General features: G+C 35.7%; 24 protein-coding genes. 8 read left to right on the forward strand and 16 right to left on the reverse strand.

Features of this window, described 5'->3' with window-relative positions; all coding sequences use genetic code 11:
- The first annotated feature begins 51 nt into the window (after window positions 1-51).
- The gene (locus tag AC3RV6_RS13455) at window positions 52-651 is read left to right on the forward strand and encodes a branched-chain amino acid aminotransferase (protein ID WP_489746543.1); all 600 of its coding nucleotides are present in this window, start codon (window positions 52-54) and stop codon (window positions 649-651) included.
- Complete coding sequence (locus AC3RV6_RS13460) at window positions 648-1,601, forward strand: TRM11 family SAM-dependent methyltransferase (protein WP_489746544.1); 954 nt, start codon at window positions 648-650, stop codon at window positions 1,599-1,601. Before AC3RV6_RS13455 ends, AC3RV6_RS13460 begins: the two co-directional genes overlap by 4 nt.
- A 517-nt stretch (window positions 1,602-2,118) precedes the next feature.
- Here the strand turns inward: AC3RV6_RS13460 and AC3RV6_RS13465 are convergent.
- Both AC3RV6_RS13465 and AC3RV6_RS13470 read right to left on the reverse strand, forming a co-directional pair.
- Window positions 2,119-3,504, reverse strand: coding sequence for a leucyl aminopeptidase family protein (locus AC3RV6_RS13465; RefSeq protein WP_489746545.1), 1,386 nt, complete (start codon window positions 3,502-3,504; stop codon window positions 2,119-2,121).
- A gap of 463 nt (window positions 3,505-3,967) precedes the next feature.
- Window positions 3,968-4,483, reverse strand: a complete 516-nt coding sequence (locus AC3RV6_RS13470; RefSeq protein WP_489746546.1) for a hypothetical protein — start codon at window positions 4,481-4,483, stop codon at window positions 3,968-3,970.
- Between the two features lie 169 nt (window positions 4,484-4,652).
- Here AC3RV6_RS13470 and AC3RV6_RS13475 point away from each other — a divergent pair, with 169 nt between their 5' ends.
- Window positions 4,653-5,102 carry a YaiI/YqxD family protein gene (locus AC3RV6_RS13475; protein WP_489746547.1) on the forward strand — a complete coding sequence of 150 codons (450 nt, stop codon included), beginning with the start codon at window positions 4,653-4,655 and terminating at the stop codon, window positions 5,100-5,102.
- 50 nt (window positions 5,103-5,152) lie between these two features.
- On the opposite strand, the gene AC3RV6_RS13480 is transcribed toward AC3RV6_RS13475, so the two are convergent.
- A complete protein-coding gene (locus AC3RV6_RS13480) occupies window positions 5,153-5,452 on the reverse strand; it encodes a cupin domain-containing protein (RefSeq protein WP_489746548.1) in 300 nt (99 codons plus the stop codon).
- Between the two features lie 137 nt (window positions 5,453-5,589).
- Between AC3RV6_RS13480 and AC3RV6_RS13485 the strand changes: the two genes are divergently transcribed.
- Both AC3RV6_RS13485 and AC3RV6_RS13490 read left to right on the forward strand, forming a co-directional pair.
- Entirely contained in the window at window positions 5,590-6,672 is a 1,083-nt protein-coding gene (locus AC3RV6_RS13485) for a type III polyketide synthase (RefSeq protein WP_489746549.1), read from the forward strand.
- Window positions 6,672-7,202: an isoprenylcysteine carboxyl methyltransferase family protein gene (locus AC3RV6_RS13490; protein WP_489746550.1), complete on the forward strand. Its 531-nt coding sequence runs from the start codon at window positions 6,672-6,674 to the stop codon at window positions 7,200-7,202. The genes AC3RV6_RS13485 and AC3RV6_RS13490 overlap by 1 nt, the downstream gene beginning before the upstream one ends.
- A gap of 70 nt (window positions 7,203-7,272) precedes the next feature.
- On the opposite strand, the gene AC3RV6_RS13495 is transcribed toward AC3RV6_RS13490, so the two are convergent.
- The 11 genes from AC3RV6_RS13495 to AC3RV6_RS13545 form a co-directional block, all read right to left on the reverse strand.
- Window positions 7,273-8,172, reverse strand: a complete 900-nt coding sequence (locus tag AC3RV6_RS13495) for a cation diffusion facilitator family transporter (RefSeq protein ID WP_489746551.1) — start codon at window positions 8,170-8,172, stop codon at window positions 7,273-7,275.
- Between the two features lie 191 nt (window positions 8,173-8,363).
- Entirely contained in the window at window positions 8,364-8,783 is a 420-nt protein-coding gene (gene nikR / locus AC3RV6_RS13500; protein ID WP_489746552.1) for a nickel-responsive transcriptional regulator NikR, read from the reverse strand.
- A gap of 81 nt (window positions 8,784-8,864) precedes the next feature.
- Window positions 8,865-9,773, reverse strand: a complete 909-nt coding sequence (locus tag AC3RV6_RS13505; RefSeq protein WP_489746553.1) for an ATP-binding cassette domain-containing protein — start codon at window positions 9,771-9,773, stop codon at window positions 8,865-8,867.
- A gap of 7 nt (window positions 9,774-9,780) precedes the next feature.
- Complete coding sequence (locus AC3RV6_RS13510) at window positions 9,781-10,788, reverse strand: ABC transporter ATP-binding protein (protein ID WP_489749259.1); 1,008 nt, start codon at window positions 10,786-10,788, stop codon at window positions 9,781-9,783.
- An 82-nt stretch (window positions 10,789-10,870) separates the two neighbouring features.
- Entirely contained in the window at window positions 10,871-12,481 is a 1,611-nt protein-coding gene (locus AC3RV6_RS13515) for an ABC transporter substrate-binding protein (RefSeq protein ID WP_489746554.1), read from the reverse strand.
- Between the two features lie 54 nt (window positions 12,482-12,535).
- The gene (locus AC3RV6_RS13520; protein WP_489746555.1) at window positions 12,536-13,441 is read right to left on the reverse strand and encodes an ABC transporter permease; all 906 of its coding nucleotides are present in this window, start codon (window positions 13,439-13,441) and stop codon (window positions 12,536-12,538) included.
- Complete coding sequence (locus tag AC3RV6_RS13525) at window positions 13,411-14,427, reverse strand: ABC transporter permease (protein WP_489746556.1); 1,017 nt, start codon at window positions 14,425-14,427, stop codon at window positions 13,411-13,413. The genes AC3RV6_RS13520 and AC3RV6_RS13525 overlap by 31 nt, the downstream gene beginning before the upstream one ends.
- A 601-nt stretch (window positions 14,428-15,028) precedes the next feature.
- The gene (locus AC3RV6_RS13530; protein ID WP_489746557.1) at window positions 15,029-15,577 is read right to left on the reverse strand and encodes a thermonuclease family protein; all 549 of its coding nucleotides are present in this window, start codon (window positions 15,575-15,577) and stop codon (window positions 15,029-15,031) included.
- Between the two features lie 12 nt (window positions 15,578-15,589).
- Complete coding sequence (locus AC3RV6_RS13535) at window positions 15,590-15,946, reverse strand: fluoride efflux transporter FluC (RefSeq protein WP_489746558.1); 357 nt, start codon at window positions 15,944-15,946, stop codon at window positions 15,590-15,592.
- Window positions 15,943-16,323, reverse strand: a complete 381-nt coding sequence (locus AC3RV6_RS13540) for a fluoride efflux transporter FluC (RefSeq protein WP_489746559.1) — start codon at window positions 16,321-16,323, stop codon at window positions 15,943-15,945. The genes AC3RV6_RS13535 and AC3RV6_RS13540 overlap by 4 nt, the downstream gene beginning before the upstream one ends.
- The gene (locus AC3RV6_RS13545; RefSeq protein ID WP_489746560.1) at window positions 16,320-18,473 is read right to left on the reverse strand and encodes an ATP-dependent helicase; all 2,154 of its coding nucleotides are present in this window, start codon (window positions 18,471-18,473) and stop codon (window positions 16,320-16,322) included. Before AC3RV6_RS13545 ends, AC3RV6_RS13540 begins: the two co-directional genes overlap by 4 nt.
- Window positions 18,474-18,804: 331 nt before the next feature.
- Between AC3RV6_RS13545 and AC3RV6_RS13550 the strand changes: the two genes are divergently transcribed.
- Complete coding sequence (locus tag AC3RV6_RS13550; RefSeq protein ID WP_489746561.1) at window positions 18,805-19,128, forward strand: transposase; 324 nt, start codon at window positions 18,805-18,807, stop codon at window positions 19,126-19,128.
- An 805-nt stretch (window positions 19,129-19,933) separates the two neighbouring features.
- Here the strand turns inward: AC3RV6_RS13550 and AC3RV6_RS13555 are convergent.
- A complete protein-coding gene (locus tag AC3RV6_RS13555) occupies window positions 19,934-20,722 on the reverse strand; it encodes an alpha/beta hydrolase (RefSeq protein WP_489746562.1) in 789 nt (262 codons plus the stop codon).
- 106 nt (window positions 20,723-20,828) lie between these two features.
- Between AC3RV6_RS13555 and AC3RV6_RS13560 the strand changes: the two genes are divergently transcribed.
- On the forward strand, window positions 20,829-21,341 hold the full coding sequence (locus AC3RV6_RS13560) for a gamma carbonic anhydrase (protein WP_489746563.1): 513 nt from the start codon (window positions 20,829-20,831) through the stop codon (window positions 21,339-21,341).
- A 236-nt stretch (window positions 21,342-21,577) separates the two neighbouring features.
- Window positions 21,578-22,483, forward strand: a complete 906-nt coding sequence (locus AC3RV6_RS13565; protein WP_489746564.1) for an AEC family transporter — start codon at window positions 21,578-21,580, stop codon at window positions 22,481-22,483.
- A 60-nt stretch (window positions 22,484-22,543) separates the two neighbouring features.
- On the opposite strand, the gene AC3RV6_RS13570 is transcribed toward AC3RV6_RS13565, so the two are convergent.
- The gene (locus AC3RV6_RS13570; RefSeq protein WP_489746565.1) at window positions 22,544-24,082 is read right to left on the reverse strand and encodes a class I adenylate-forming enzyme family protein; all 1,539 of its coding nucleotides are present in this window, start codon (window positions 24,080-24,082) and stop codon (window positions 22,544-22,546) included.
- Window positions 24,083-24,233: the final 151 nt, after the last annotated feature.

Below are 24,233 nucleotides of genomic sequence, written 5' to 3' on the forward strand. Positions count from 1 at the left end.
ATTTAATAAAACATATGGGCTATACTGTTATAGGAAGAGGAGTTGGATATTTTGATTAAAAAAAGATTAGAAAAGTATATAGAAGAAGCCTTAAAGACAGATAGTGAAAAGGTTTCTTTATTTAAAGAAGAGTTAGTTTTTTCAGAGCAACATAATTTAATTCCAGAAGGTTTAGAAGTTACTTTAAAATCATCAGCTGATCTTTTTGATGATGCATATATTGAACGTACTGAAAAGGATACAGTCGCACTTATTTTAGTTGAGACACCAAAGTTATTTGAAGATAAAATCAATCACTTGAAAAAGTATCCACGTGAATTTATTTATGTTGAAGCTGCTTCTTTAGACATGATCGGAGTCGACGCAATTTCTTTGGAACTCGACGATGTGTTTGGTACTTATACTGCGATGCTTGGATTAAAATTACAAAAGAAATATGAAGAAGCTATGAAATCCTATTTAGAAGCAAATTTAACTGGCGATGAAGGAAAATATAGCATTGCCTTCTCAATGAAGGACGGCTTATGGGACTTTAATTTCGCCCTAAGTTATGCAGATGGCTTTAATGAAGACATGACAATTTTAGAGGCGTTGCAACTTGTTTACCGCTTTATCTTTACACTTGTTACTACAGTTGAGGACGTCGAATGAACGTTGAAATCACTCAACAGACACATATTTACACCTATGTACGTCATACCGACGAGTTCGATTTATGTCGTTTGGAAATGCGTTCATTCTTCGGTTTTCATTCAACGGAAAATATTGTGCAAAGCACCGTATTAGTACATCCGAGTCGCAGTCCTTTTATGAAAGAGCGTCTCGATGTCTTATACGAAGCAGATAGTTGGGAAGACATTTGTAAGCTTGTTGAACATTTAGATGTGAGTGGCACGACATTTAAAGTTGCTTCTTTAAATACAATGGATTTAGGTGTGACAGCGAAGATTGGCTTTAAGAAACGACGTAAACTTGAACTTGAAATCGCTTATAAGATTGACGGGATACCCGATTTATTGGAACCCGAACGTGTTTTAGGCCTACTTTTTTATGAGGATAAATGGTTTTTTGGTGATTTATCTGAGAGTGAATCAATTTGGTTTCGACACCAGAACAAACCGCATAGTTATTCAACCGCACTCAGTACACGTGTCGCAAGAGCCGTGGCTAATATTGCGGTACCCAATCCATTGGGTTTGAAAGTCATTGATCCTTGCTGTGGAATCGGGAACGTATTGGTAGAAGCACTTTCTATGGGCATTGATATTGTCGGTCGTGACATAAATCCACTTGTCATTCAACCTGCTCGAGTTAATATTAAACATTTCGGTTTTGAAGGCGATGTATGTAAAGGTCCGATTGCTGAAGTTGAAGAGCACTATGATGTGGCTATTATTGATATGCCTTACAATATTTTCTCTGACGCCACACCCGAAGATCAGCTAGATATAGTGAAAAATGCGCGTAGAATTGCAGATCGCGTTATCATCGTAACGATTGATACGATTGATCATATGATTGAAGAAGTTGGCTTTATGATTGTAGACCGTTGTGAAGCGAAAAAAGGATTGTTTATTAGACAAGTTGTGGTTTGTGAATAATTGGTTTTAGGGAGAGATTAGACTGGAATTTAAATATGCGGAAAATCCATTATGGAAAGTTTCCGGGATAATCTGGCTTGTTGTTGGACTAGCCAACGCAGTAATTGTATTATTTTTATTTAATAGCTATCTAAGAGCATTTGGTTCAATCATTGGACCGTTTATTATTATTACTATTTTTATTAATTTCCGTCTAGCTTACTATTATTTTAAGCTAAAAACAACAGACTACTTACTTATAACTGATTCTACACTTTCCCTACATAAAGGTTTAGTATTGCCAAGGAAAGTAATTAACACTGTCGATATTAAAAGTATTCGACTAGTTGGAAATCAATTCTTATTAAGTCTACAAAACGGAAAAGATATGAAAATAACCGCATCTCACTTATCCCACATAGACCGCGATCGTTTCAAGAAAAGATTTAAAAAGGTTTTCACTAAAAATTAATTATAGAAAAAGTGCTATAATCCACATGGGTTATAGCACTTTTACTTTTTTTATGTTAATAACAAATTACTTTGAAATATGGGTTGCAAAATCCGCAAGTAATCGCGCACCGTAACCTGTTGCAGATTTTGTATAATAGCCCTCAGCTGCAGTTTTATCCATAACACCGGCCATATCAACATGTAACCATTTACTCTCTTTAGGTACAAATCTACGAAGGAATAATCCTGCAGTGATTGACCCCGCACCATCCAATGAACTAATATTATTCATATCCGCATAAGCACTATCTAATGAGCTTTCGTATGCGTCAATTAGCGGCATTGGCCAAATGAAATCACCATTTTGATCGCCAAGTTTTTTCATTTCTGTACTTAGAGCTTCGTCTCCAAACACGCCCCCTATTTCAGTACCTAGTGCAGCCATAATCGAACCCGTTAGAGTGGCAATATCTACAATATATTCTGCTTTCCATTCTCCAGCACGAATTAATCCGTCCGCTAAAATCAGGCGCCCTTCTGCATCAGTATTACCAACCTGAACAGTTAATCCATTTTTGTAATGAATAACTTCTCCTGGTAAAACTGCTGTATTGTCAGGCATGTTTTCTACGATTGGAATTAAACCAACGACGTTTACTTTTGCTTTCGTTTTTGCAAGCAATGTTAGTGCACCTGAAACAGCTGCAGCACCGCCCATATCCATACGCATATCGCTTAAATCTTTACCATCTTTTAAACTGATACCACCCGTATCAAATGTAACGCCTTTTCCAACAAGTGCGATTAGTGGCTTCGTGTCATCACCTTTATAAACAAGTTCAACAAACGAAGGTTTATATGTACTGCCTCGTCCAACTGTAAGAACACCCTGCATATCTAACTGTTCAATTTTTTCCTTATCTAACACATTTACCTCTACATCTGTGCCTTTGAAGTTTTCAATTAGGATTTCAGGAAAAGTCTCTGGATTTAATACATTTGATACTTCATTCATTAAATCTCGTGAAAAGGATGTTGCTTCCGCGCGAATCTTTCCTTCAGTGACAGCGGCGGCTGCATCTGTCCCACTCACCTCTAAGGTCGTATAAAAAGGCTGAACACTCGACTTATATTTTAAAAATTGATAAGCTCCTAATTCCCAACCTTCTACAAAAGCCGTGACTACAGCATTTTTTTCTAAGTCTTTGAACCCTGAAGTTAGTACAACTGCTTTAATCTGTGCAGAAGTTGCTTTTCGAGCACTTAATTCACGTGCGATATTTCCAGCAGTTGCGCGAACCTGTTCCAAAGTATGGACTCCTTTATCATCTTCTTTAATGATTACATAATGTTTATCATTAAGTAAAATTGAAAAGTTTCCTGTTGGACCATTTTTAACAAATTCTTTTACAGTTTCATTTTCAGAAACTAATGGATTGCTTTCAAATATAATTTCCACTTCTTTAGACATTGACTGATTCCTCCATTTAGTTAAACTACTGATAGTGTAACACTTAGCATTATTATCTGCTATTTAAAACGACGATAAGCAATGTCGCAAAAGAGCCGAGAATCAAAGAAAAAAGAAACCAATTTAACCCACTTCTATTTTAAACTTCTGCCAAACCTGAATTAATTAAAGTAATTGTACCCCATCCAACAAAATAAGCATTATCCATACTATAATCACTTCTCTCATTATTTCTACTCAACATATTTTTTATTTATTTTTCTGTTCTAATAAATTATTTATTCTTAAATTGTAATTCAAATTAACCTTATTTTAAATCTGACTGATTTTCCGAATAAAAAACACGATTATCAACCAAAATAAAAGAAGGCTATCACCTCTTCGAACTTCCCGAATTAGTAAAAGCCTTCAACTTATTCAAACTAATATACTGTCTTAAAAATGCTTATTCTTATCTTTAAAATTACATGTCAAATACTTCAATTTCAACTTGCTTTAATAGTAATTCATTATCAAAAGACTTTACTTTCAATACATCAAGTGTATTAGCCTGTCTTCTTAATAATTTCGTTTGTTCAACTTGACCTACTATTAAGCCATCTACATTCTCTTTTAATAGCACTGCATCTTTATTTGTATTTATTAATGTTTCTTTTACTACAGTAATTCTGTCAGCACTTTCTAAAACAGCTTGTTGGATCATTGGTAAAATTGCAATGTCTTCTTTCGTTGCCATTGTCTCCTGAATCGTATTAATTTCACCTTTCATTGTTGCGATATCTGACTTCACAACAATCATGTCTACTTTAAGTTCATGTACATCTATCTTCAATTCTTGTATATCTGTTTTTACTTCTTGTATATCTATTTTCATTTCTTGTATATCTATTTTCATTTCTTGTATATCTGTTTTCATTTCCTGTATATCTGTTTTAACACCTTTTAATTCTTCAAATATCTTTTGCAATAATACTTCCATAAGTTCATCTCCTATTATAGTATTGGGGATTAATTACAAGTAAGGTTTTTGCGTGGATTAGTCGTTGGGGAATATTAATTATCTCATATTTGAAGGTAACTTTCAACGAGAACAACAATGGGAAAAGTTTGGTATACTCAAATTAGATATAGCTAGAGGAGGCTCTTAATTGCCAACAATTCTAATTGATGCGGATGCATGTCCTGTTGTAAAAGAAACCATTGTGATTGCCAAACAATATGGATTCAAGTGTATTTTAATTTGCGACACTGCACATGAAATGCATCGGGAAGGTGCTGAAACGATAATTGTTTCAAAAGGTGCTGATGCAGTCGATTTCGTGCTCGTTAATCGCGTAAAAAAAGAGGATATCGTTGTCACACAAGATTATGGTTTAGCTGCAATGGTCATCGCTAAACAAGGACATCCAATTGATCAAAATGGCCGTTGGTATACCAATGATAATATCGACCAACTCTTGTACGCTAGACATACCGCTCAGAAAATCCGTATGGGTGGCGGACGTTTAAAGGGGCCCAAAAAACGCTTAAAGGAAAATAATTTAAAGTTTATCGAAAGCTTAAAAAAATTATGTGAAACAGTAAAAAAAAATAAGTAAAAACACTAAAAGCCTGCAAACTGATTGCAGGCTTTTCATATTTTAATAGGTTAGGGCATAATCTGGAATACGAGGATGTCTGCATCTTCAGCTGCAATCAAGCTATGTTTTTCAAATGGGGAAATATATAAGGTATTATCTTTTGTGACAAGTGCATCTATTCCTTCAACATTAAAAGTTACTGCACCGCTTTTCACAATAATCATCACATCTTTCTTAGAATCATGTTCAGCAATTGATTCACCTTTTTTCAATTGTATATTAACAATGTTTGCATTTTGAAGCGAAATTACTTTTTCGATGTGTTTACTTTTCTGATCAAGTTTGTAAGGTGTAGGTATTATTTTCATTGTCAATCCTCCTATTATCGTTTATCTAATACTTTCAGTTTACACAAGCTATACAAGGATCTCAGTACTTACGCTCATAAAATATAGTTTACTTTTTTATTTATAGGGAATTAAATGTTAAAATTAGGGAGGTAGCCATGCCAAAAATAATATCTGTCACTTCAATTAAACCACCTCATGAAATTAAACAGCAACAAGCGGTCAATTTAACAAGAGCACTATTTAAAACAAAGTTTGATAACATTGAGCGTTTATTGAAGGTCTTCGAAAACGGGGATATTCAGACTCGCAATCTATGCATGCCACTTGAATGGTTTGAAAAAGAACATGATTTCGAAGAACGTAATAACTTATATCTTAAACATGCTGTCGCGCTAGGAGAACGAGCCGTGCAAAAATGTCTTGAAGGACGAGATATGCTTGAGCAACCCCTCGATGCATCTAAAATTGATGCGATTTTTTATATTTCAAGTAGCGGTATTGCAACGCCTAGTATTGAAGCGCGAATTATGAATTTACTACCTTTTCGTGAAGATACAAAACGCATTCCAATTTGGGGACTCGGCTGCGCTGGGGGTGCTGTTGGAATAAGTAGAGCACATGATTATTGCCTTGCATATCCTACAGCCAATGTTCTCGTTCTGTCGATTGAATTATGCAGTCTAACTTTCCAAAAAGAAGATTATACAAAAAGTAATCTTGTCGGTACTTCCCTGTTTTCAGACGGGGTAGCCTGTGCTTTAGTTGTCGGGGACGAATCAGTTGTATCGGCAGTAAAACCGATGCCATCTATCCTTTCTACCGCTTCAAAATTCATGCCTGATTCTGAAGATGTAATGGGCTGGGATGTGAAAAATAGCGGTCTTCACGTTGTATTCTCAAAAAGTATTCCAGGAATCATTTCAACGTGGCTTGGACCTTTCGTTCATTCATTTTTAGATCGAAATGGATTGACAACAGAGGAGATGACAAATTTCGTTGCCCATCCTGGAGGAAAGAAAATATTAGAGGCCTACGAAACTTCACTGAATTTCGATTCAATTAAAACTGATTACTCGAGGAAAATTTTAAGGGAGAATGGCAATATGTCTTCACCGACAGTTCTTTATGTCTTAGAAGAATTTATTAAGCAGGCGCCCGCTAAGGGGGAATACGGTTTAATGGCAGCTCTTGGACCAGGATTTTGCGGTGAACTCCTTTTATTAAGATGGGATGATTAATGATGTTTACACTAATTTTTATTATCGTCATTATTCAACGTCTAGTCGAATTAATTATCGCGAAAAGAAATGAATCATGGATGCGCGGTCAAGGTGCATATGAAGTAGGCGCCCGGCATTATCCGTTCATGGTTCTCATGCATATGTCATTTTTCATTTCATTACTCATCGAAGTGACGATAGCCAATCAGCCTCTTTCATCTTATTGGCTCGCTTTATTAACACTATTTATAATCGCACAATTTTTACGCGTATGGTGTCTAGTCTCTCTCGGTAATTTTTGGAATACAAAAATACTTATACTACCCGGTGCAGACGTTGTAATGAAAGGACCTTATCGATTTATTCGCCACCCTAATTATTTAATTGTCACAATTGAACTTCTCGTTCTTCCGCTCTTATTTAATGCATATTTTACCGCAATCATTTTTACATTACTCAATATCTGGATGCTATCAGTGCGAATTCCTACAGAAGAAAGAGCGTTAAAAGAAGAAACAAATTACAAAGAACAATTTAATTTAAAATAATTACTTTCCTCCTCCCTTTTAGCAACTGTTAAGTGGGAGGCTTTTTTGATGGATTTTCACTATATTTTTTTCAGTCCTCTTCATACCACGGATTTATGTGAATAAGCACCTCATCTACATCAGGGTGGTCTATCATAATAGTTTGCTTTATAACTTTCAGAATGTCATGCCCCTCTTGTATGGACAATTCTCCTGCTATGCCAATTCGCAAATCAATTAATACATAGTGCCCGTGTTCTCTTGCACGTAAACGATCAATTCGCTTTACTTCTGGCACGGATAGGATAAGATTAGTAAATTCTTTTAACCTTTTCGGACTAACACTTTTCTCCATCAATGTATCAATCGATTCTCTCCCAATATGAATAGCAAGTTTAAATACCAATATCGTAACAATGATTCCCGCGATTGGATCACCGTAAGCGAGGTAAGATATGTGATAAATATCTCCTAAAAGAGCAAGTCCTATCCCTATAACTGCAGCAAGTGAAGCATAGACGTCAGCTAAATGATCATAAGCTGTCGCAATTAACCCTTTACTATTCTCCTTTTTACCGATTCGAATGGTGTATATATACAATCCCTGCTTCCAAGCCATAGAAAGAATTGCTGTCAAAAATGCAAGAAAACTCGCTTTTACTGGCGTTTCGAAAAATGCAGATATTGATTCATAAGCGATATATATAGCGGCTAAGCCCAAAATCATTGCTACAATTGCGGAACTAATCACTTCAGCTTTCCCATGACCATAAGGATGATCTTCATCGGCAGGCCTTTTTGAAATACGCATTGATGTGAGTGCTGCCCCGGATGCAATAACATCGCCAGCGTTATGATATCCATCTGCTAAAAGAACCGGACTGTTAAAAAGTGTACCGACAATAATTTTTAAAACCGTAAGCACAATATTACTAATCAAACTGATCCAAACTGCAAAAATAGCTTTACTTGTATGATGAACTTGCTTCATATTCTACCACCTCCCAAAATAATCTTTCCCTCAGACAACAAAAACCCTTGACTGGTTCCAGTCAAGGGTTTTCGTTTTGCAAAATTATATTTAGTTCGATTTAGGTTTTTAATCATTATTATCACTCATTCGTTTTTTGGCGTTCCATTATTTTAACATAATTAAAAATACTAAGCAAGTAATTAGCATGGTCAAATTTGCTCTACTGGAGCAACTGTAAAATTACCATATGATACGCCTTTTAAGCTTGTAAGCTTGTGACTTAACTCTTGAATATCTTTTGCTTTACCTTTTACAATAATCAGCTCAAGACAACTATTATGATTCAGATGAAGATGAGTTGTAGCAAGTATTATATCATGCACGCCATGCTGAATATTCGACATTTCCTCGAGTAAGTTTCGTTGATGATGATCATAGAACAAAAGAATACTGCCAGCTATCATTTGTTCATTATCTTCCCAGGATTGTTTTATTATCGCTTCTCGGACAAGATCCCTTATTGCTTCTGAGCGATTTTCATAGCCTCTAAGTTTAACATAATGATTAAACTTTTTAAGTAAATTCCCGTCCATCGAAACACCAAATCGTTTCAAAGTTGAATCATCCATACTTAAACCACCTTCAATTTATCTAGATTCTAATATCATAAAAAGCCTTTTTGATTATAGACCTAATCATACTCCGTTTAGTTAAAACTTACTATCAGATATTGATTGATAAACAAAGTGTTCAGGAGACACCTCAACCATTTTACCATCTGTTGGTAATTCAGTTGAAGCATAGGACAATATCTTTTTATTCCTCTCATAAATCGGGTCTGGTACGGGAACTGCTGATAAAAGTGCCTTTGTATATGGATGAAGTGGAAATTCATACAATTCTTTTGTCGGGGCCATTTCCACTAATTTACCATGAAGCATAACACCGACTTTATCGCTGATAAAACGAATAATTGATAGATCATGCGCTATAAAAAGAAAAGTAAATCCGTATTTCATTTGTAACTCTTGAAACAGCGTAATAATTTGTGCCTGAATGGAAATATCTAGTGAAGCGATAGGTTCATCTGCGATTATCAAATCTGGTCTCATGCCAATACATCTAGCTATCGCCACACGTTGGCGTTGTCCTCCAGAAATTTCATCAGGATACTTTGATTTAAAACTACTATCAAGACCAACTTGTGAAAGTAAGCTATCTATTCTTTTTACCAATTCTTTTTTTCCTTTTATGAGTCGGTGGATTTTTAACGGTTCAGCAATTATTTGTTCTACTGTCATTCTTGGATTTAGTGCCGCAGCGGAATCCTGAAATATAAATTGGACATTCATTTGAATATCTTTTTTATTTTCTTGAAATATCTTTTTATTTGAAATCATATTTCCTTTAAAATGCACTTCTCCTTCAGAAGGCGAATAAATCCCCATAATTGTTCTTGCTATCGTTGATTTACCAGAACCAGTTTCGCCTACTAATCCAAATACTTTTCCCTTTTCAATCGTGAAACTAACATCGTCAACAGCCTTAATTGTTAAATCTTTATTAATAAAAAATTCCTGTTTTAAATGCCGCACATCCAGAATTGTATTCGAGTTCAATTATTTATTACCTCCTTTTTAGAAAAGTGGGTCTTTCCACAGCTGGCGCCCTTTCGTCAAGAAGCCAAGTTGCGGCAAAATGGGTTGGGCTAATTTGAAACATGGGAGGCATCTCTTCATAATCAACTTTCAAAGCGTATTCATTTCTAACAGCAAAGGCATCACCCGGTGGAGGATCTAACATAACAGGCGGCATCCCCGGTATGCTTATGAGACTCTCCCCCTCTTTTGTATTAGAAGGCAAGGCGCCAAGTAACCCCCATGTATAAGGATGACGTGGGTCATAAAACACTTCTTCAGCAGTTCCAATTTCAACGATTTTTCCAGCATACATAACTGCGACGCGGTCCGCAATACGCGCAACAACGCCTAAATCATGAGATATCAACACAATAGATATACCAGTCTTATCTCTAATAGCCAAAAGCAGATCCAATATTTTCGCTTGTACAGTTACATCGAGTGAAGTTGTAGGCTCATCAGCAAATAGCACTTTAGGATTTGATGCCAACGCAATCGCTAACACACATCTTTGTCTCATACCACCAGAGAAAAAATGGGGCTGCAAATCAAATCTGTAAATAGCATCATCAATACCTACTAAATCCAACATTTCAATTGCTCTTCTCTTAGCTTCTTCTTTACTAACTTTATTATGTTTTAGAATAGATTCTGTAATTTGTTTTCCAATTGGAATCGTTGGATTCAATGTCGTCATTGGGTCTTGAAACACCATCGACAAAACTGAACCCCTTAGATTGCGCATTTTCTTCTCTTTGTAATTTGTAATAGCTTCACCTTCAAGAATAATTTCCCCGCTTTTAATCCTAGACGTTTTTGGTAGTAACTTTAAAACGGATTGACTCAGGACAGTTTTTCCACATCCAGATTCGCCTACAAGAGCCAAAATTTCACCTTTTTGAAGTGTTAAATTTACGTTTCTGACAGCTTCAACCTCACCTTTAGAAGTCTCAAAACTTATAGATAAATTTTTCAGTTCTAAAATCGGTTCCATTTCCATTAACTTTACCCCACTTTAGTTTAAGAAGTCATCAGGTTTTCACTTGTACGCCTGGTGATATTTTACTTTATTATAGTTATTTATTTAGCTTCCAATCTTCAATATTCCACATGACACCAACTGCATGGTGACCAAGAACTCTTTTCGTATCAAGACCCTCAAGTCCTGAAATACCTACATAATTCCCATCAAGATAAGCAACTAAAACAATTCCTGGTTGTTCTGCATAGGCTATTTCAAACTGACCATAAATACTTTTTCTTTCATTCTCATCAGCAGTATACCTACCAGTCTTTAATAACTCATCTACTTTTGAATTTGAATAGTTCATCGTATTTCCACTAGCACCTGTAACAAAACTTACATAAGTCATATCAGGATCGAACTGCGCTGCGTTACCATAAAGGAAACCATTATAGCCTGCATCCCAATCAAACTTTGTAACAAGTACAACTTCCATGTCGACGCCCACTTCTTTTAACATATTTGAAACGATATTCGCAATATCTACACGTTCTTCTTCGTAGTCACGAACTTGAATCGTGAAGTGGAACTTTTCTCCATTTCGCTCATAAATACCTTCTGAATTCTTAATCCAACCAAGATCTGTCATTTTCTTATCGAATTCATTTATATCATAAGGATATATATCTGCATCCTTATTTCCAGCAAATGTGTTTAATTGAAGCGGACTATATGCAATAAATCCATTTCCTTTTAGCACACTGTCTACGATATCTTGCTTGTTAATCGCATAGTTGAGAACGCCAATGGAATCTTTATTTACTTTCCAAAAATCCGTTTTGAAATCCATTGACATGCCGCGATAATCTGCCGTCTTATAGTCAAAGTTTATGAATTTATCATTGCCACGGAAGTTTTCAGCATAATTCGCATTCAACCATGCTAGATCTGCTTCACCAGACTGTAGCATCGTTGCTTTCGTACTTTCAACAGATACTGTTTTATAAATAATTCTTTCAATAGTAGGAACCTTATCATAATAATCATCGTTTCTTTCAAGAATAATCATACCACCAGCAGTATCCCATTCTACGAATTTATAACGACCTGTGCCTATTGGATGTTGGTTAACAGATGTTGTATTAATGTCTTCCCCTTCAAATAAGTGCTTCGGAAGAATACCCATTGTAAAATAATTTAATATCGCGGTATTGTATTTGGAAAGCTGAATAATGACTGTATGCTCATCTGGAGTTGTCACAGAGCTGATATCTTCATAATTACTTGTGATACTAGCTGCCAATGTTTCATCATTAGCCAAAGTATCATAGGTGAAAACAACATCTTCTGCCGTAAATTTTTCGCCATCATGCCACTTAACGCCTTCTTTAATTTTAAAAGTATACGTAAATGTTGATTCGTCGTATTCAACACTTTCAGCTAAATCATTAATTGGCTGACCGTTTGCATCGTACTTCATAAGACCAGAGTAAATAATATCCGGTAATTCATCATGATTGTTGAGAATAGGATTAATCGTATCTTCACTTTCTCCTGCGTATACCAATGTGTTGGATGTATCAGTTTCTTTTGTTGTTTTTGTGTCGCCTTTTTTAGTCTCGTTTTTATCTTCTTTACCCCCTAAACAAGCACTCAAGCTAATACATAATAAAACGAGAAGTAAGATTGCTGTACTTTTAGTCGTGATTTTCTTCATATTCATCAATAAATTCCTCCAATATTTTTATTTAAAGAGCCTAGACTCAGAAATCTGTATTTAAAGATTACTCGCCTTTCTGTTTGTTTCTTTTCTAAAATAATTTCCGATATTGGTAATGACGAGTAATGTAATGACCAGAATTAAACCAGGAATAATAATGACCCACCATGTATTAGATAATAACGCCCTATTTGCTAGAGAAAGCATACTCCCCCATGAAATAACATCAACTGGGAGACCCAAACCGAGAAAACTTAAAGTAGACTCCATTGTCATACTCGTACTAATACTTGATATCACTATGAATAGAATGGCCGATACGAAGTTTGGAACTAAATGTTTCAACATTAAATGTGGAAATTTAGCACCCATGCAACGTGCTGCTAATACGTATTCATTATTTCGTATCTGTCTAACCTCGCTCCGCACAATTCTTGCTAACGCAAACCATCCAGTCACACCTATTACAAAAGAAATCTTCCATACGTCTTGCTTACCCATAATAGATACAAGCAGTAATATGAGTAATAATGAAGGAATACTATTAACAATCTCAACTGCTCGCATCATAACAGCGTCAATTTTGGCATTTGCTATTCCGCTGATACAGCCATAAGTCACGCCAATTACTGTTATAATGACCATACTCAGAATTCCAATCATGATAGATGCTCTACCGCCGTACCAAATCATTGAATAAATATCTCTTCCCAATGAGTCCGTACCGAAGTAGAAAGCTGCATTTGGCGCTTCATTAAGATGCTTTAAATAGAAACCACTTGGATCATGATTAGATAAATATCCTGCAAAAATACTACATAAAACAATAGCGGCCAGAACAGTCATAGAAATAATCGGCTTCCCTTTTATTTTCTCGTAAAAGGTTGGCGCCTTTTCCTTTGGTTCATGCAACTTATAATTTGCATGAACCATTACAAATTGTTCTTCGTTTCGTTCCGCCATGTCTCTGCCTCCTGTTCCTTCATTCTCGGATCAATCACTTCATTAATAGATTGCGCAATCATACTGCTTAAAATGACCAATGCACCCGTGAATAAAACGAGAAGTAGTAATAGATTATAATCATGATATTTTGCGCTTTCAATTGATAACGCACCAATACCAGGGTAATTAAACACGGCCTCCGCTATATAAGTTCCACTTAATATATGAGGGGTAGAAATGGCCATGATACTAATGATTGTTGGTGATATATTGCGAAGACAATGCTTCAATATAATTTCAATTTTTTTCAGACCTTTTGTTTTTGCCAAGAGGATATAATCTTTTCTAAATTCATCCAAAAGCTTGTTGCGGAACATATAAGCGTAATACCATAGATGACTTAGAACCATAACGATTAGCGGTAAAACCAAATGTTGTGAGCGATTTAAAATGTCCTGTGATTTCCCAAAATCATATGCGCCACTACTCGGAAACCAGTTAAGGTTAATACTAAATATGAGAACCAAAACAACACCTAACCAAAATGCGGGAATATAATAAGCTGCCGTTCCTACTTTACAAATGAAGCGATCAAATAGTGAATCCTCACTTATTGCACAAATTACCGCTAGTAAAATCGCAAGGAAAAAAACTAAAATATATGCTATACCACCCAAGATTAACGTATTACCAATTAAAGGTGATACAACATCTAATACAGGTTGTTTATATTTTAACGATATTCCAAAATCTCCTTGAAACGCATGTGCAACCCATTTAACATACTGAACATGGATTGGTGCATCAAGACCTAATCTTTCTCTTGCTGCCTGCAATTCTTGCGAAGACATTGATTCAACAGCATCCCCGTAAAATGATTGAAGTGGATCTCCAGGTGCTAGGCGTGCAAAGTAAAATACAACTACGGATAACAGCATCATTGCAACAATGAATCCGATTATTTTTTTAGACATTTTTTTAATGAAAATATTTTTTCTCTTCAATTTTAAAACCACCTTTACATTCAACCAGCTCGCAATGTAATAATTATGCCATTCTTACTGACATATCTACTTCATCCCTCTGACGTCTAGACGATAGCCGCAGTGATATTACAAGGCTTTCTTTGAATGTATAACATTCAACTAAATTATTCTACTATGATTTCATCAAAATAACACGTTTAAGTATTTTCGTAACACTTATAGTCGTAAAAATATGTCGATATACAAAACAGCCTACTCTCCAACCTAAACAATCATATGTTCAATGTGCTACATATATAATCTTTCGTAACACCCATTCACAAAAAAAATATCGGCATGACTAGGCTTTCCTAACTTCTTATATCTAACCTTGATCTCGCCAATTTCCCTAATAATATAATCAATCATCTAACAATAATAAATTCGTCAGTATCCCCTACTATGACAACTTTATTATGGTTCAATTAAATTTATGCTTAATAAATTCAATTAATTTGATTGTGCAAAACGAGTTATCTGCTTTAAGATGTACTGTAATTTACTTTGCGAAATAAAACGCGCACGTAAAAGGACTAAGACCATACGATATACCATCCTAGTCCACTAAAATACCATTACCTTACTGCTTCTCAACAAAACCTCGATCTGTCACATAATCCTCCAATGTCCAAATTCCAATTCCCGATTTCTTGGCACGTTCCTGTGCTTTTTCAAAAATATCCAAATGACGTGTGTTTGGAGGATAAATATACCCAACACGTGCCAATCCTTCCTCAACTAATTTTTCCTGAACACTTTCACCATCTACATATACATAAGCTAGAAGCCTGCCGTATTTGTCTGTACGCTCACCAATATCAAATTCAATTTCTACTTGACCCTGATTCAACAACTCGCGATTACGCTCTTTCGCTTTTTCTCCAAAAGGTTGTTTACCAAGTCGAGGATGATTTGTTTCGGGTGTATCAACGAGCAAATAACGTAGATTTTGTTCCTTTCCTTCATAAATAATTTTAATTGTGTCACCATCAATTGTTTTAACAAGTTGTACAGGTATATATCCAGATGATTTTTCATTATCAGGTGCTTCTTCTAATGAAAAATAAGCATAAACCGCAACTGCGATTACGGCGAGTAATGTAACGATACGTGATTGTTTTTTCTTCATAAACCCATTCCTTTACCTTGTAGACATAATGATATAGCCGATTGATGTAAGTGCCAGTCCAAAAAAGTAAGTTGCCACTATATAGTAGAATGCATTTTTTTTCGAGACAGTCCATAATTGTATAATTTCTTTATTCATCGTAGAAAAAGTTGTCAAGGCGCCAGCCAGACCAGATATATAAAATAAAGTCCAAACCCGTGTTAATTCCATTCCCAATATTAAACCTATTAAGAATGCACCCGCTAAATTAACGACTAGCGTTCCAACAGGCATATTCCGTGAGTCATTCATTTTTGAAGACAGTAAGTAACGAATTACCGCACCTATGAAACCACCAAATCCAATAATTATTAATTCAAGTAAACTCATACGCTCAACCGCTTTCTACCGAGTGCAAAGCCAAGTAATCCAGCACTAACTCCACCGAAAATACTCAAGCTTACATACAAAACTGCTAATCCTATTTGCTGGTTTTCAATTAATAACACTGTTTCCATGCTTAATGCGGAGAATGTTGTAAATGAACCAAGAAATCCTGTCATCACAGCCTTTTCAACTGTTTCATTGCGGTGTAACAATTTCACCACACCTGTTACTAGAAAACATAAAAAAAATGTACCTACTAAATTTACTATTAAGGTCGCCATCGGAAACCCAAAACTACTTGTTCCCACCGCAATTCCAATAACCGTTCGAAGTATAGCACCAAGCGCACCCGCAAGCCCTACCCATATGGTTTTTTTCACGGCACCAACTCCAACAACCGATAATTTAATACAGTATCTATGTCCAACTCTTTCTGCATTTTCGCAAATTGAATTGTTAATCGTTTCCCTTCAAAGGATATGATTTCACCTTGTCCAAAGACACGGTGGATGACAGACATACCAACTGACAAATCCTCACTGAATTGAATACCGTTTGGATTTTCAGGAATGCCATTCACTTTAGAAACGACTGATTTCGTTTCTTTTTCACTCTTTATCGGTTTTATTAAAATACTACGCACTTCATTGATAAACCGAGAATCATCCTTCTTCTTCCCTTCATCTTGTCGATAAGAAAGTAGTTCCAGACGCTCTTTTGCACGTGTCATTCCGACATAAAAAAGCCGTCTTGATTCTTCTAACATCGCTTCATCGCCTTCATCCTCTTCAGAAGGAATAATGCCTTGTTGAAGATCAATCATAAATACACGCCTAAACTCAAGACCTTTTGCACTATGAAAAGTGGACAAAGTAACTGCATTATCCGATGGGTTAAATTTAGCATTTTGTACCGCTTCTTCAAGTTCTTTTAAACGAGTTGCAAACTCCACCATCGATTTCAATTGTTCGGCAATGCCTTCCAGCGTATCCAATATGCCGTTTAAATGGTCATAACGAAATCCAAACTTTTCAGATCGACTTTTTAAAGCAGCTTCATAACCAAGCTCTTTTCGAATAAGTCGAATCACTTCAGCCGGTCTTTTAACAGAAATGGTATCATAAATCTTTTTATAAGTTGCTAAATTTTTAATTTGACTATCTCTTAATTCAACTGAACGCGTGAACGCATCAAACACATTACCAGTCGTTGTTGCATTATTAAACTTTGTCAACATATCCCTAGAAATAAACAAATTCATCTTCATGCAAATCTTGCCAAAAATATCTTTTCGCTCATTATTAAAGCTTAGTCGCATAAAGTTTAAAATATCCTCAACAATCCAATGCGTGAAAAACTTATCATCAGCATCCTTCATATAAAATGGTATTCCTCGACGATGAAGTTCACTTACATACAAAGTGGAAGATGCATTATTGCGGAATAAAATAGCGACGTCATCTAATTTCTTTTCACTTAATAATTCATATGTTACATACTCAAGCTGTCTTTTCGGATCATCCAATTGCTTAAGTTTAACCTGTTCTACAGAAGGATTTTTTGTAAACATCTCCTTCGGAAAGCGTTTCTTATTACGTTTAATAAACTTAGCAGAGACTTCTACAATTTCTTTCGATGAACGATAATTTCGTTCCATTTGCATCACTTCTGCATCTGGATAAACGCGCTTAAAGTTTAATAGATAATCCGGCTCCGCCCCTCGCCATGTATAGATTGATTGATCATCATCAGCCACAACACAGAGATTCCCATGATGGCTTGCCAAATGCTCAACAATTTTATGCTGCACAAAGGAAGTATCTTGACTTTCATCCGTCAACAAATAATCATAGCGGCTACGATACTGTTCACAAAGGGCCTCGTCTACTCTAAGTGCCTCCTCTGCGATGGTTAACATATCATCGAAATCCAACAGTAAATGTCCCTCTTGACGAGACTTATATGCCTCATACTTCTTAGCAATTAAACCTGCTTTGTCAATTGGACCTTTTAATTTCTCCCACATTTCTGGAAGTAACATTTTATTTTTAATCGAACTAATAAAAGTCGAAAGTGTGGAAAGTTCATCATCTGTGCATTCGTCTTTTAAAACTTCTTTGTAAATGCCTTTTAATAAAAATGATTTATTAACAGATGGTTTCCCACTGCCGCCTCCTTCTATTAATTCATATGTAAGCCCTCTTTTTTCCATATAAGAACGTGTAATTTGAAAGGCCAAACTATGAATCGTCGAGAAATCAACCAGCGCACTTTCCGGGAAAAACTTTTTAAATCGTGCCAACATATCTTGTGCAGAAGCCCTACTAAATGTAATTGCTTTAATTTTTTTTGGATTAACTTTTTTTTCTTCAATTAAATAACCGATTCGCATAATCATCGTCGTCGTTTTACCAGAACCAGGACACGCTAACAGTAATAAAGGTCCTTCCGTTTGCAATACAGCTTTTTTCTGTACATCATTTAATTCAATACCATATGTCGTTTTTTTTCGTTCAAAAAATTCACTCATAAATTGGTTCTCCTTTAACTAACAATATATCTAATTTACCATACAGACAGCATAAAGTAGAGATTGAATAATAAAAAACCCCTACAAAAATCGGTTGTACAATAAATGACGTTGGTGAAAGAAAATCCCCATCCCTTTAAAGGGTGATGAGGAGGATCTTCACTAACGTCTTTTTTAATAAATATATTGGATAAGGTAATCCTACTACCCGCTGGTTTCCGTTCCAAGCGGACGCTTTCCGCGGGCACGGCTTCAGCCGCTTCCCACTTCAAGCAGCTGGAGGGTCTGGGTAAGATAAATTCCCTTTATATATAGAGAGAAAAAAAGTGAAATGGCCTTCGAATATATAAATGCGGAATCAGGCGACATATTGGATATCCTAGATAGACGAGATAATCTTACGATTAAGAATCACTTTATTGTGAACTACAATTTGACTGACCGTCAACATGTGGAAACCGTAACAATTGATATGAATGCGGGTTATGTAAGTATGATTAAAGAATTATTTCCACGGGCGAAAATTATCATTGACCGATTCCATCTGGTTCAACTGATTAATCGCTCTATAAATAAATGTCGTATTCAGGTCATGAATCAGCTAAGAACGTCTAATGGGGATAATATGAAGAAATACCGTCGCCAATGGATATAGAAACTTCCAGAACTATAGAAAACGGATTCTATTACACTTCAAGTTAAAACCATCGGTTAAACAGCAGGAACAAGGACAATCCCATTTTGACGCTGCGCAACATTTATGAGAATTTAATAGGCTTGAAAGTCTTTTGTCTATTTTTATATAATTCTCAAGTGCAATACTAGTTGTTTGTAGTGCAAGATGGCGACTCCAGCGGGAACAGCGCGAGCTGAAGACCCCACAGGAGCGTGCTTTTCGCGACGAGGAGGCTGAAGCCGCGCCCGCGGAAAGCGTCCATCTGGAACGGAAAACAACGGAATACATGGAAGACTATATGAAAAAGGACTATCCTAAAAAATCAGCTTTACTGACTTCTTGGGTAGCCCTACAATAACTAAGTTATGGTTGGCTATTATTCTTCACCAACGCCATTTCCTACGTATAGTCAAGTGATTTTTGACAAAGAACCCAAAAATGTAAGGGGAAGTACTTTAATTATTTTGGAATTTATCCAAGAAACAAGTTCTTTTCCTCTTATATATTTTCTTTGCTCCCGACAATTACAATAAACTTTAAAATGACTGATTGTTTCATGAAAATTGTCGCTTAGGCTAGATATTTTGTCAGCTGCACTTGCTACATCATGAATCGCGTTAAGTTGTTCGACAGTTGATTCACTCCCACATTCGGAAGTTATGTATAGAGTAATTCATCTCATTTGATGATAATTCACTAGCAGTTAATATATTTACAGTGGCACTTTTCTCCATTGGGTATTTTAACACTAAATCGTTATTAGATTTGTAAACTTATCTATTCCCTAAATAATATAACCCAATGATTTTAAAGCTGTATGCATAAATGATTCGGTATACGAAAATACTTCTTCACGCTCGGGTTCTTGATAAACATCATGGTATAAACGATTCCATTCTTTAAAATGAAATTCCGACAAATTTTGCTTTACTAGCCATTCTCTTGCATAGGCAATTGAAGTAATCTTATCTTCACTAGCCACATGAAGTAATACCGGTACATTTTGAATTGTTTTTTCACTTTGGCTTACTAATTTCATCATATTTAGTAATTCTTTGAACCAACCTGCAGTAACTACTGGATTATAAAGTACATCTTCACGCGCTTCTATATAAAGGTCATAGTTACGAGTTAATTGTTCAATTTTAACCTCATGTTCCACTTTCATTGATGAAGTTAATTTCGTGAGCATACTTGAATATTTTGGTGGCTGATGTTGCAGATGTAACCACGGGGAGCTCAGGATAACTCCTGCACATTCAATTTTCTCTATTTGTAAAATCCTCATGACTAGCGTAGCGCCAAGACCATGTCCGACTATAAATAACGGTAATCCATCATCTATTCCGATGTTAATCAAATCTTTTACATATTGGAGATATGATTCAAAATGTTCGTCATGAACTTTTCCAGATGATTTTGACCCATGTCCCGGTAAATCACCCATTACAACATGAAAATTGCTATTACGTAAACGCTGGATAAACCATGCATAACGGCTATTATGTTCATAAGCACTATGTACAATTGCTACAACTGCCTTTGGTTGACCTTCCGCTTCCCATTTCCACATGGCATATTCCCCCTTAAATATATTTTGGCTATAATTAATTTAAATTCTTTTTACCTTAAGCTTTGGTATGATTATTATACACTATTGAAAGAAAAGAGGAGAAGTCATGATCTATCCTTATCAAGATAAAGTACCGGCAATTGATCCTTCCGCTTTCATCGCCGATTATGCGACAATTACAGGTGATGTAACAATTGGCGAAGAGTCATCTGTTTGGTTCAACGCGGTCATTCGAGGGGATGTCGCGCCAGTAGTAATAGGTAAAAAAGTAAATATCCAGGACTTGAGCTGTCTACATCAAAGTCCCAATCTCCCACTCGTTTTAGAGGACGAAGTGACTATCGGACATCAAGTCACACTACATAGTTGCACAATTAAAAAGGGTGCGCTTATCGGTATGGGTACAATTATTCTAGATGGCGCTGTAATTGGTGAAGGCTCTTTTATAGGTGCAGGTAGTCTCGTTCCACCAGGTAAAAAGATTCCACCAAACACACTGGCATTTGGCAATCCAGTAAAGATCGTACGAGAACTCACCATTAATGATATAGCAGATATGAAGCGTATCGTAAAAGAGTATGCAGAAAAGGGTCAATACTATAAAAGTTTACAAAAATAATCTATTGTTATATGTTCCTTTCATAAAATTAGTTGTCTATTCAATCATTTTTACTTACACTTCAAAATTGCTAGACTTAGCTATGGAATATGCTGAAACAAGTAATAATTACTATTTATAATTCACAAATACCGAAACAACAATTTAGCTAAGTATCTCATTTCTAGATTGTTGTTTTCATCTTTACGATTTCTGCTATGATATTAAAAGATAAGTTAGTTGGAGATGATTTCATTTTGGACTTAATAATGATTATTTTACCCGTTTTCCTAATCTTTTTTATTGGTTACATAGGACAAAAAATATTTAGTTTTGACATCAAATCTATTTCAACTGCAGCCCTTTATTTGATGTCTCCTTTTTTAGCATTTAGAACATTTTATTCAAACGAATTGACAATGGATTATTTTTATATCGTCCTTTTCAGTTTAGCACTTACACTTATTCTACTCATTATTGTTTGGATTACATCACACTTTATGAAAGCTACCAAATCGGAACGATCAGCTATGATTCTAGGTGGCGTTTTTATGAATAGTGGCAATTACGGTGCACCGGTTGTCCTCTTCGCATTTGGTTCAATCGGGTTTGATTATGCGGTTGTTATGATGGTCTTTCAATCCTTGTTAATGAATACAGTTGGAATCTTTTTCGCTTCTATGGGAGGCGAGCAAAACGCTACACTTCGCGAGTCACTTCAACGCGTTATTCGAATGCCCCTCATTCATGCAGCAGTTCTTGGAGTCATACTTCAATTAATAGGTGTTACAGTACCGAAAACGTTAACGGAGGGCATTAGCTTGATAGCAGATGCATCTATACCGACTGTCATGCTCGTTCTCGGCATGCAACTTGCAGTTATTACTAGAAAAAAAGTCGTTTATAAATATGTTTCTGCAGTTGTCATTATTAGAATGCTAGCATCGCCAATTTTTGCCGTTATTATTTTATATTTCATGCCAATAAATGATTTATTAAAAAGCGTTATTATTATCCAATCTGCTATGCCGGCAGCAGCAAACACAACAATGTTCGCCATTCAATTTGGAACCGAGCCTGATCTAGTTTCTTTCACAACTTTAATAACAACAATTATAAGTATTGCAACTATCCCAATCGTTTTATTCTTATTAGGTGTTTAAATAAAAGTGTAGGCGGCAATTCATTCGGTTGATGGAAATTTGGCGAATAGATGCTTACATTTATATTTTTGTTGTATCACTTTCCCAGTACTCATTTCGCAATTCTATTTTAAGTATTTTACCTGAAGGATTACGTGGAAGTGCGGAAAGAAAATTTACTGATTTAGGTTTTTGATATCCGGCTATTTTCCCTTCGCAAAAATCGATGACATCTTGCTCGTTCAAACTCACACCATCACGGGTCACAACAATTGCTTTGACAGCCTCACCCCAAATTGAATCTGGAACGCCAATGACTGCAACTTCTAATATATCCGGATGCATATACAAAACTTCTTCAACATCTCTCGGATATATATTCACACCACCACTAATAAGCATATCTTTCTTTCGATCGACGATATAATAAAATCCATCTTTATCCTGCATCGCCATATCTCCAACAGAAATGTATCCGTTATAGAATGAAGCAGCTGTTTCTTCTGGATTATTATAGTATTCATCAAGAAGATATGGTCCTTTAAAATAGAGCTCCCCTATTTCTCCTGGCTTGACTGATTCTTTATTTTCATCCAAAATAGCACATTCAACAAATGGGAAAGGTAAACCGACACTACGCTCTTTATTTCTAATATTTTTCGGTTTAATGTTTAGCGTGATGGCTGATTCAGTCGAACCATAAAATTCATGTAAATCTGCCTCTGCGAAATAATTAAGTATATCTTGTTTTAACTTAGTCGCAAGTGGTGATCCAGCCGAAATTAGGACCCGGATTGATGATTTATCAAATTTCTTATCCTGTTCTTCTGTCATATTCACTAAAAAGCTGTACATAGTAGGTGCTAAAAATGTATTGGAAATCTTATATTTACTAATGTCTTCTAATACTTTTTCCGGCTGAAATGCTTCATGAATTATGACAGTTCCACCTACAATAAGTTGCATGACTAAGAAAATCCACGGAGCAGCATGATAAATAGGGCCTCCGACAAGGTGGATATCTGATTCATCAATTTTATACTCATAAGCTGCTACCATGCCTGTCAGAATACGTGAACGGTGTGAAATAACGACACCCTTTGGTTTACCGGTCGTCCCAGAAGTATATCCCATATAGAAAATGTCTTCCTCTAACACATCAATATTCGGGTTACTAACAGATGCTCCTAACATAAAATCCTCATAATCGGTCGTCAATTCATGTTCAACTTCTCCCACAATTAAAATCGTATCCAACTGCTTAAGTCTCTCCAATGAGTTCAATTCTTCTACATAATCAGAAGTAAGAATAATTCCCCGACTATTCGAGTTCTCTATTATATAATCGATGTCTGTTCCAATTAATCGGTAGTTCATTGGCACAATTACTACGCCTATTTTTGAAAGTGCTACTATAATTTCAACATATACAGCATTATTTTTCATCAGAACAGATACTTTGTCCCCTTTTTGATAACCTTGCGATTTAAATGCATTTGCAAGTTGGTTAGACCTTACATTTAATTCACCATAAGTAAGTATTGTGTTTTTAAAAATAACTGCTGGCTTTCCCTCATATTTTAAAGCATTTTGTCTAATAATATTTCCGAATGTTAACATACCATCCATCCTTTCCATATTATCCTTAATAACTATGATACTATACAGTCAGAGTATTACAAATACTATAAGTGATAGGTGGAAAGCGGAAAAAGACCAACGAATTTTTATCGTTGATCTCCTTTGTTGTGTATGTTCTGAGGTAAATAGT

It is taken from the genome of Sporosarcina sp. So3-204, assembly GCF_058068165.1.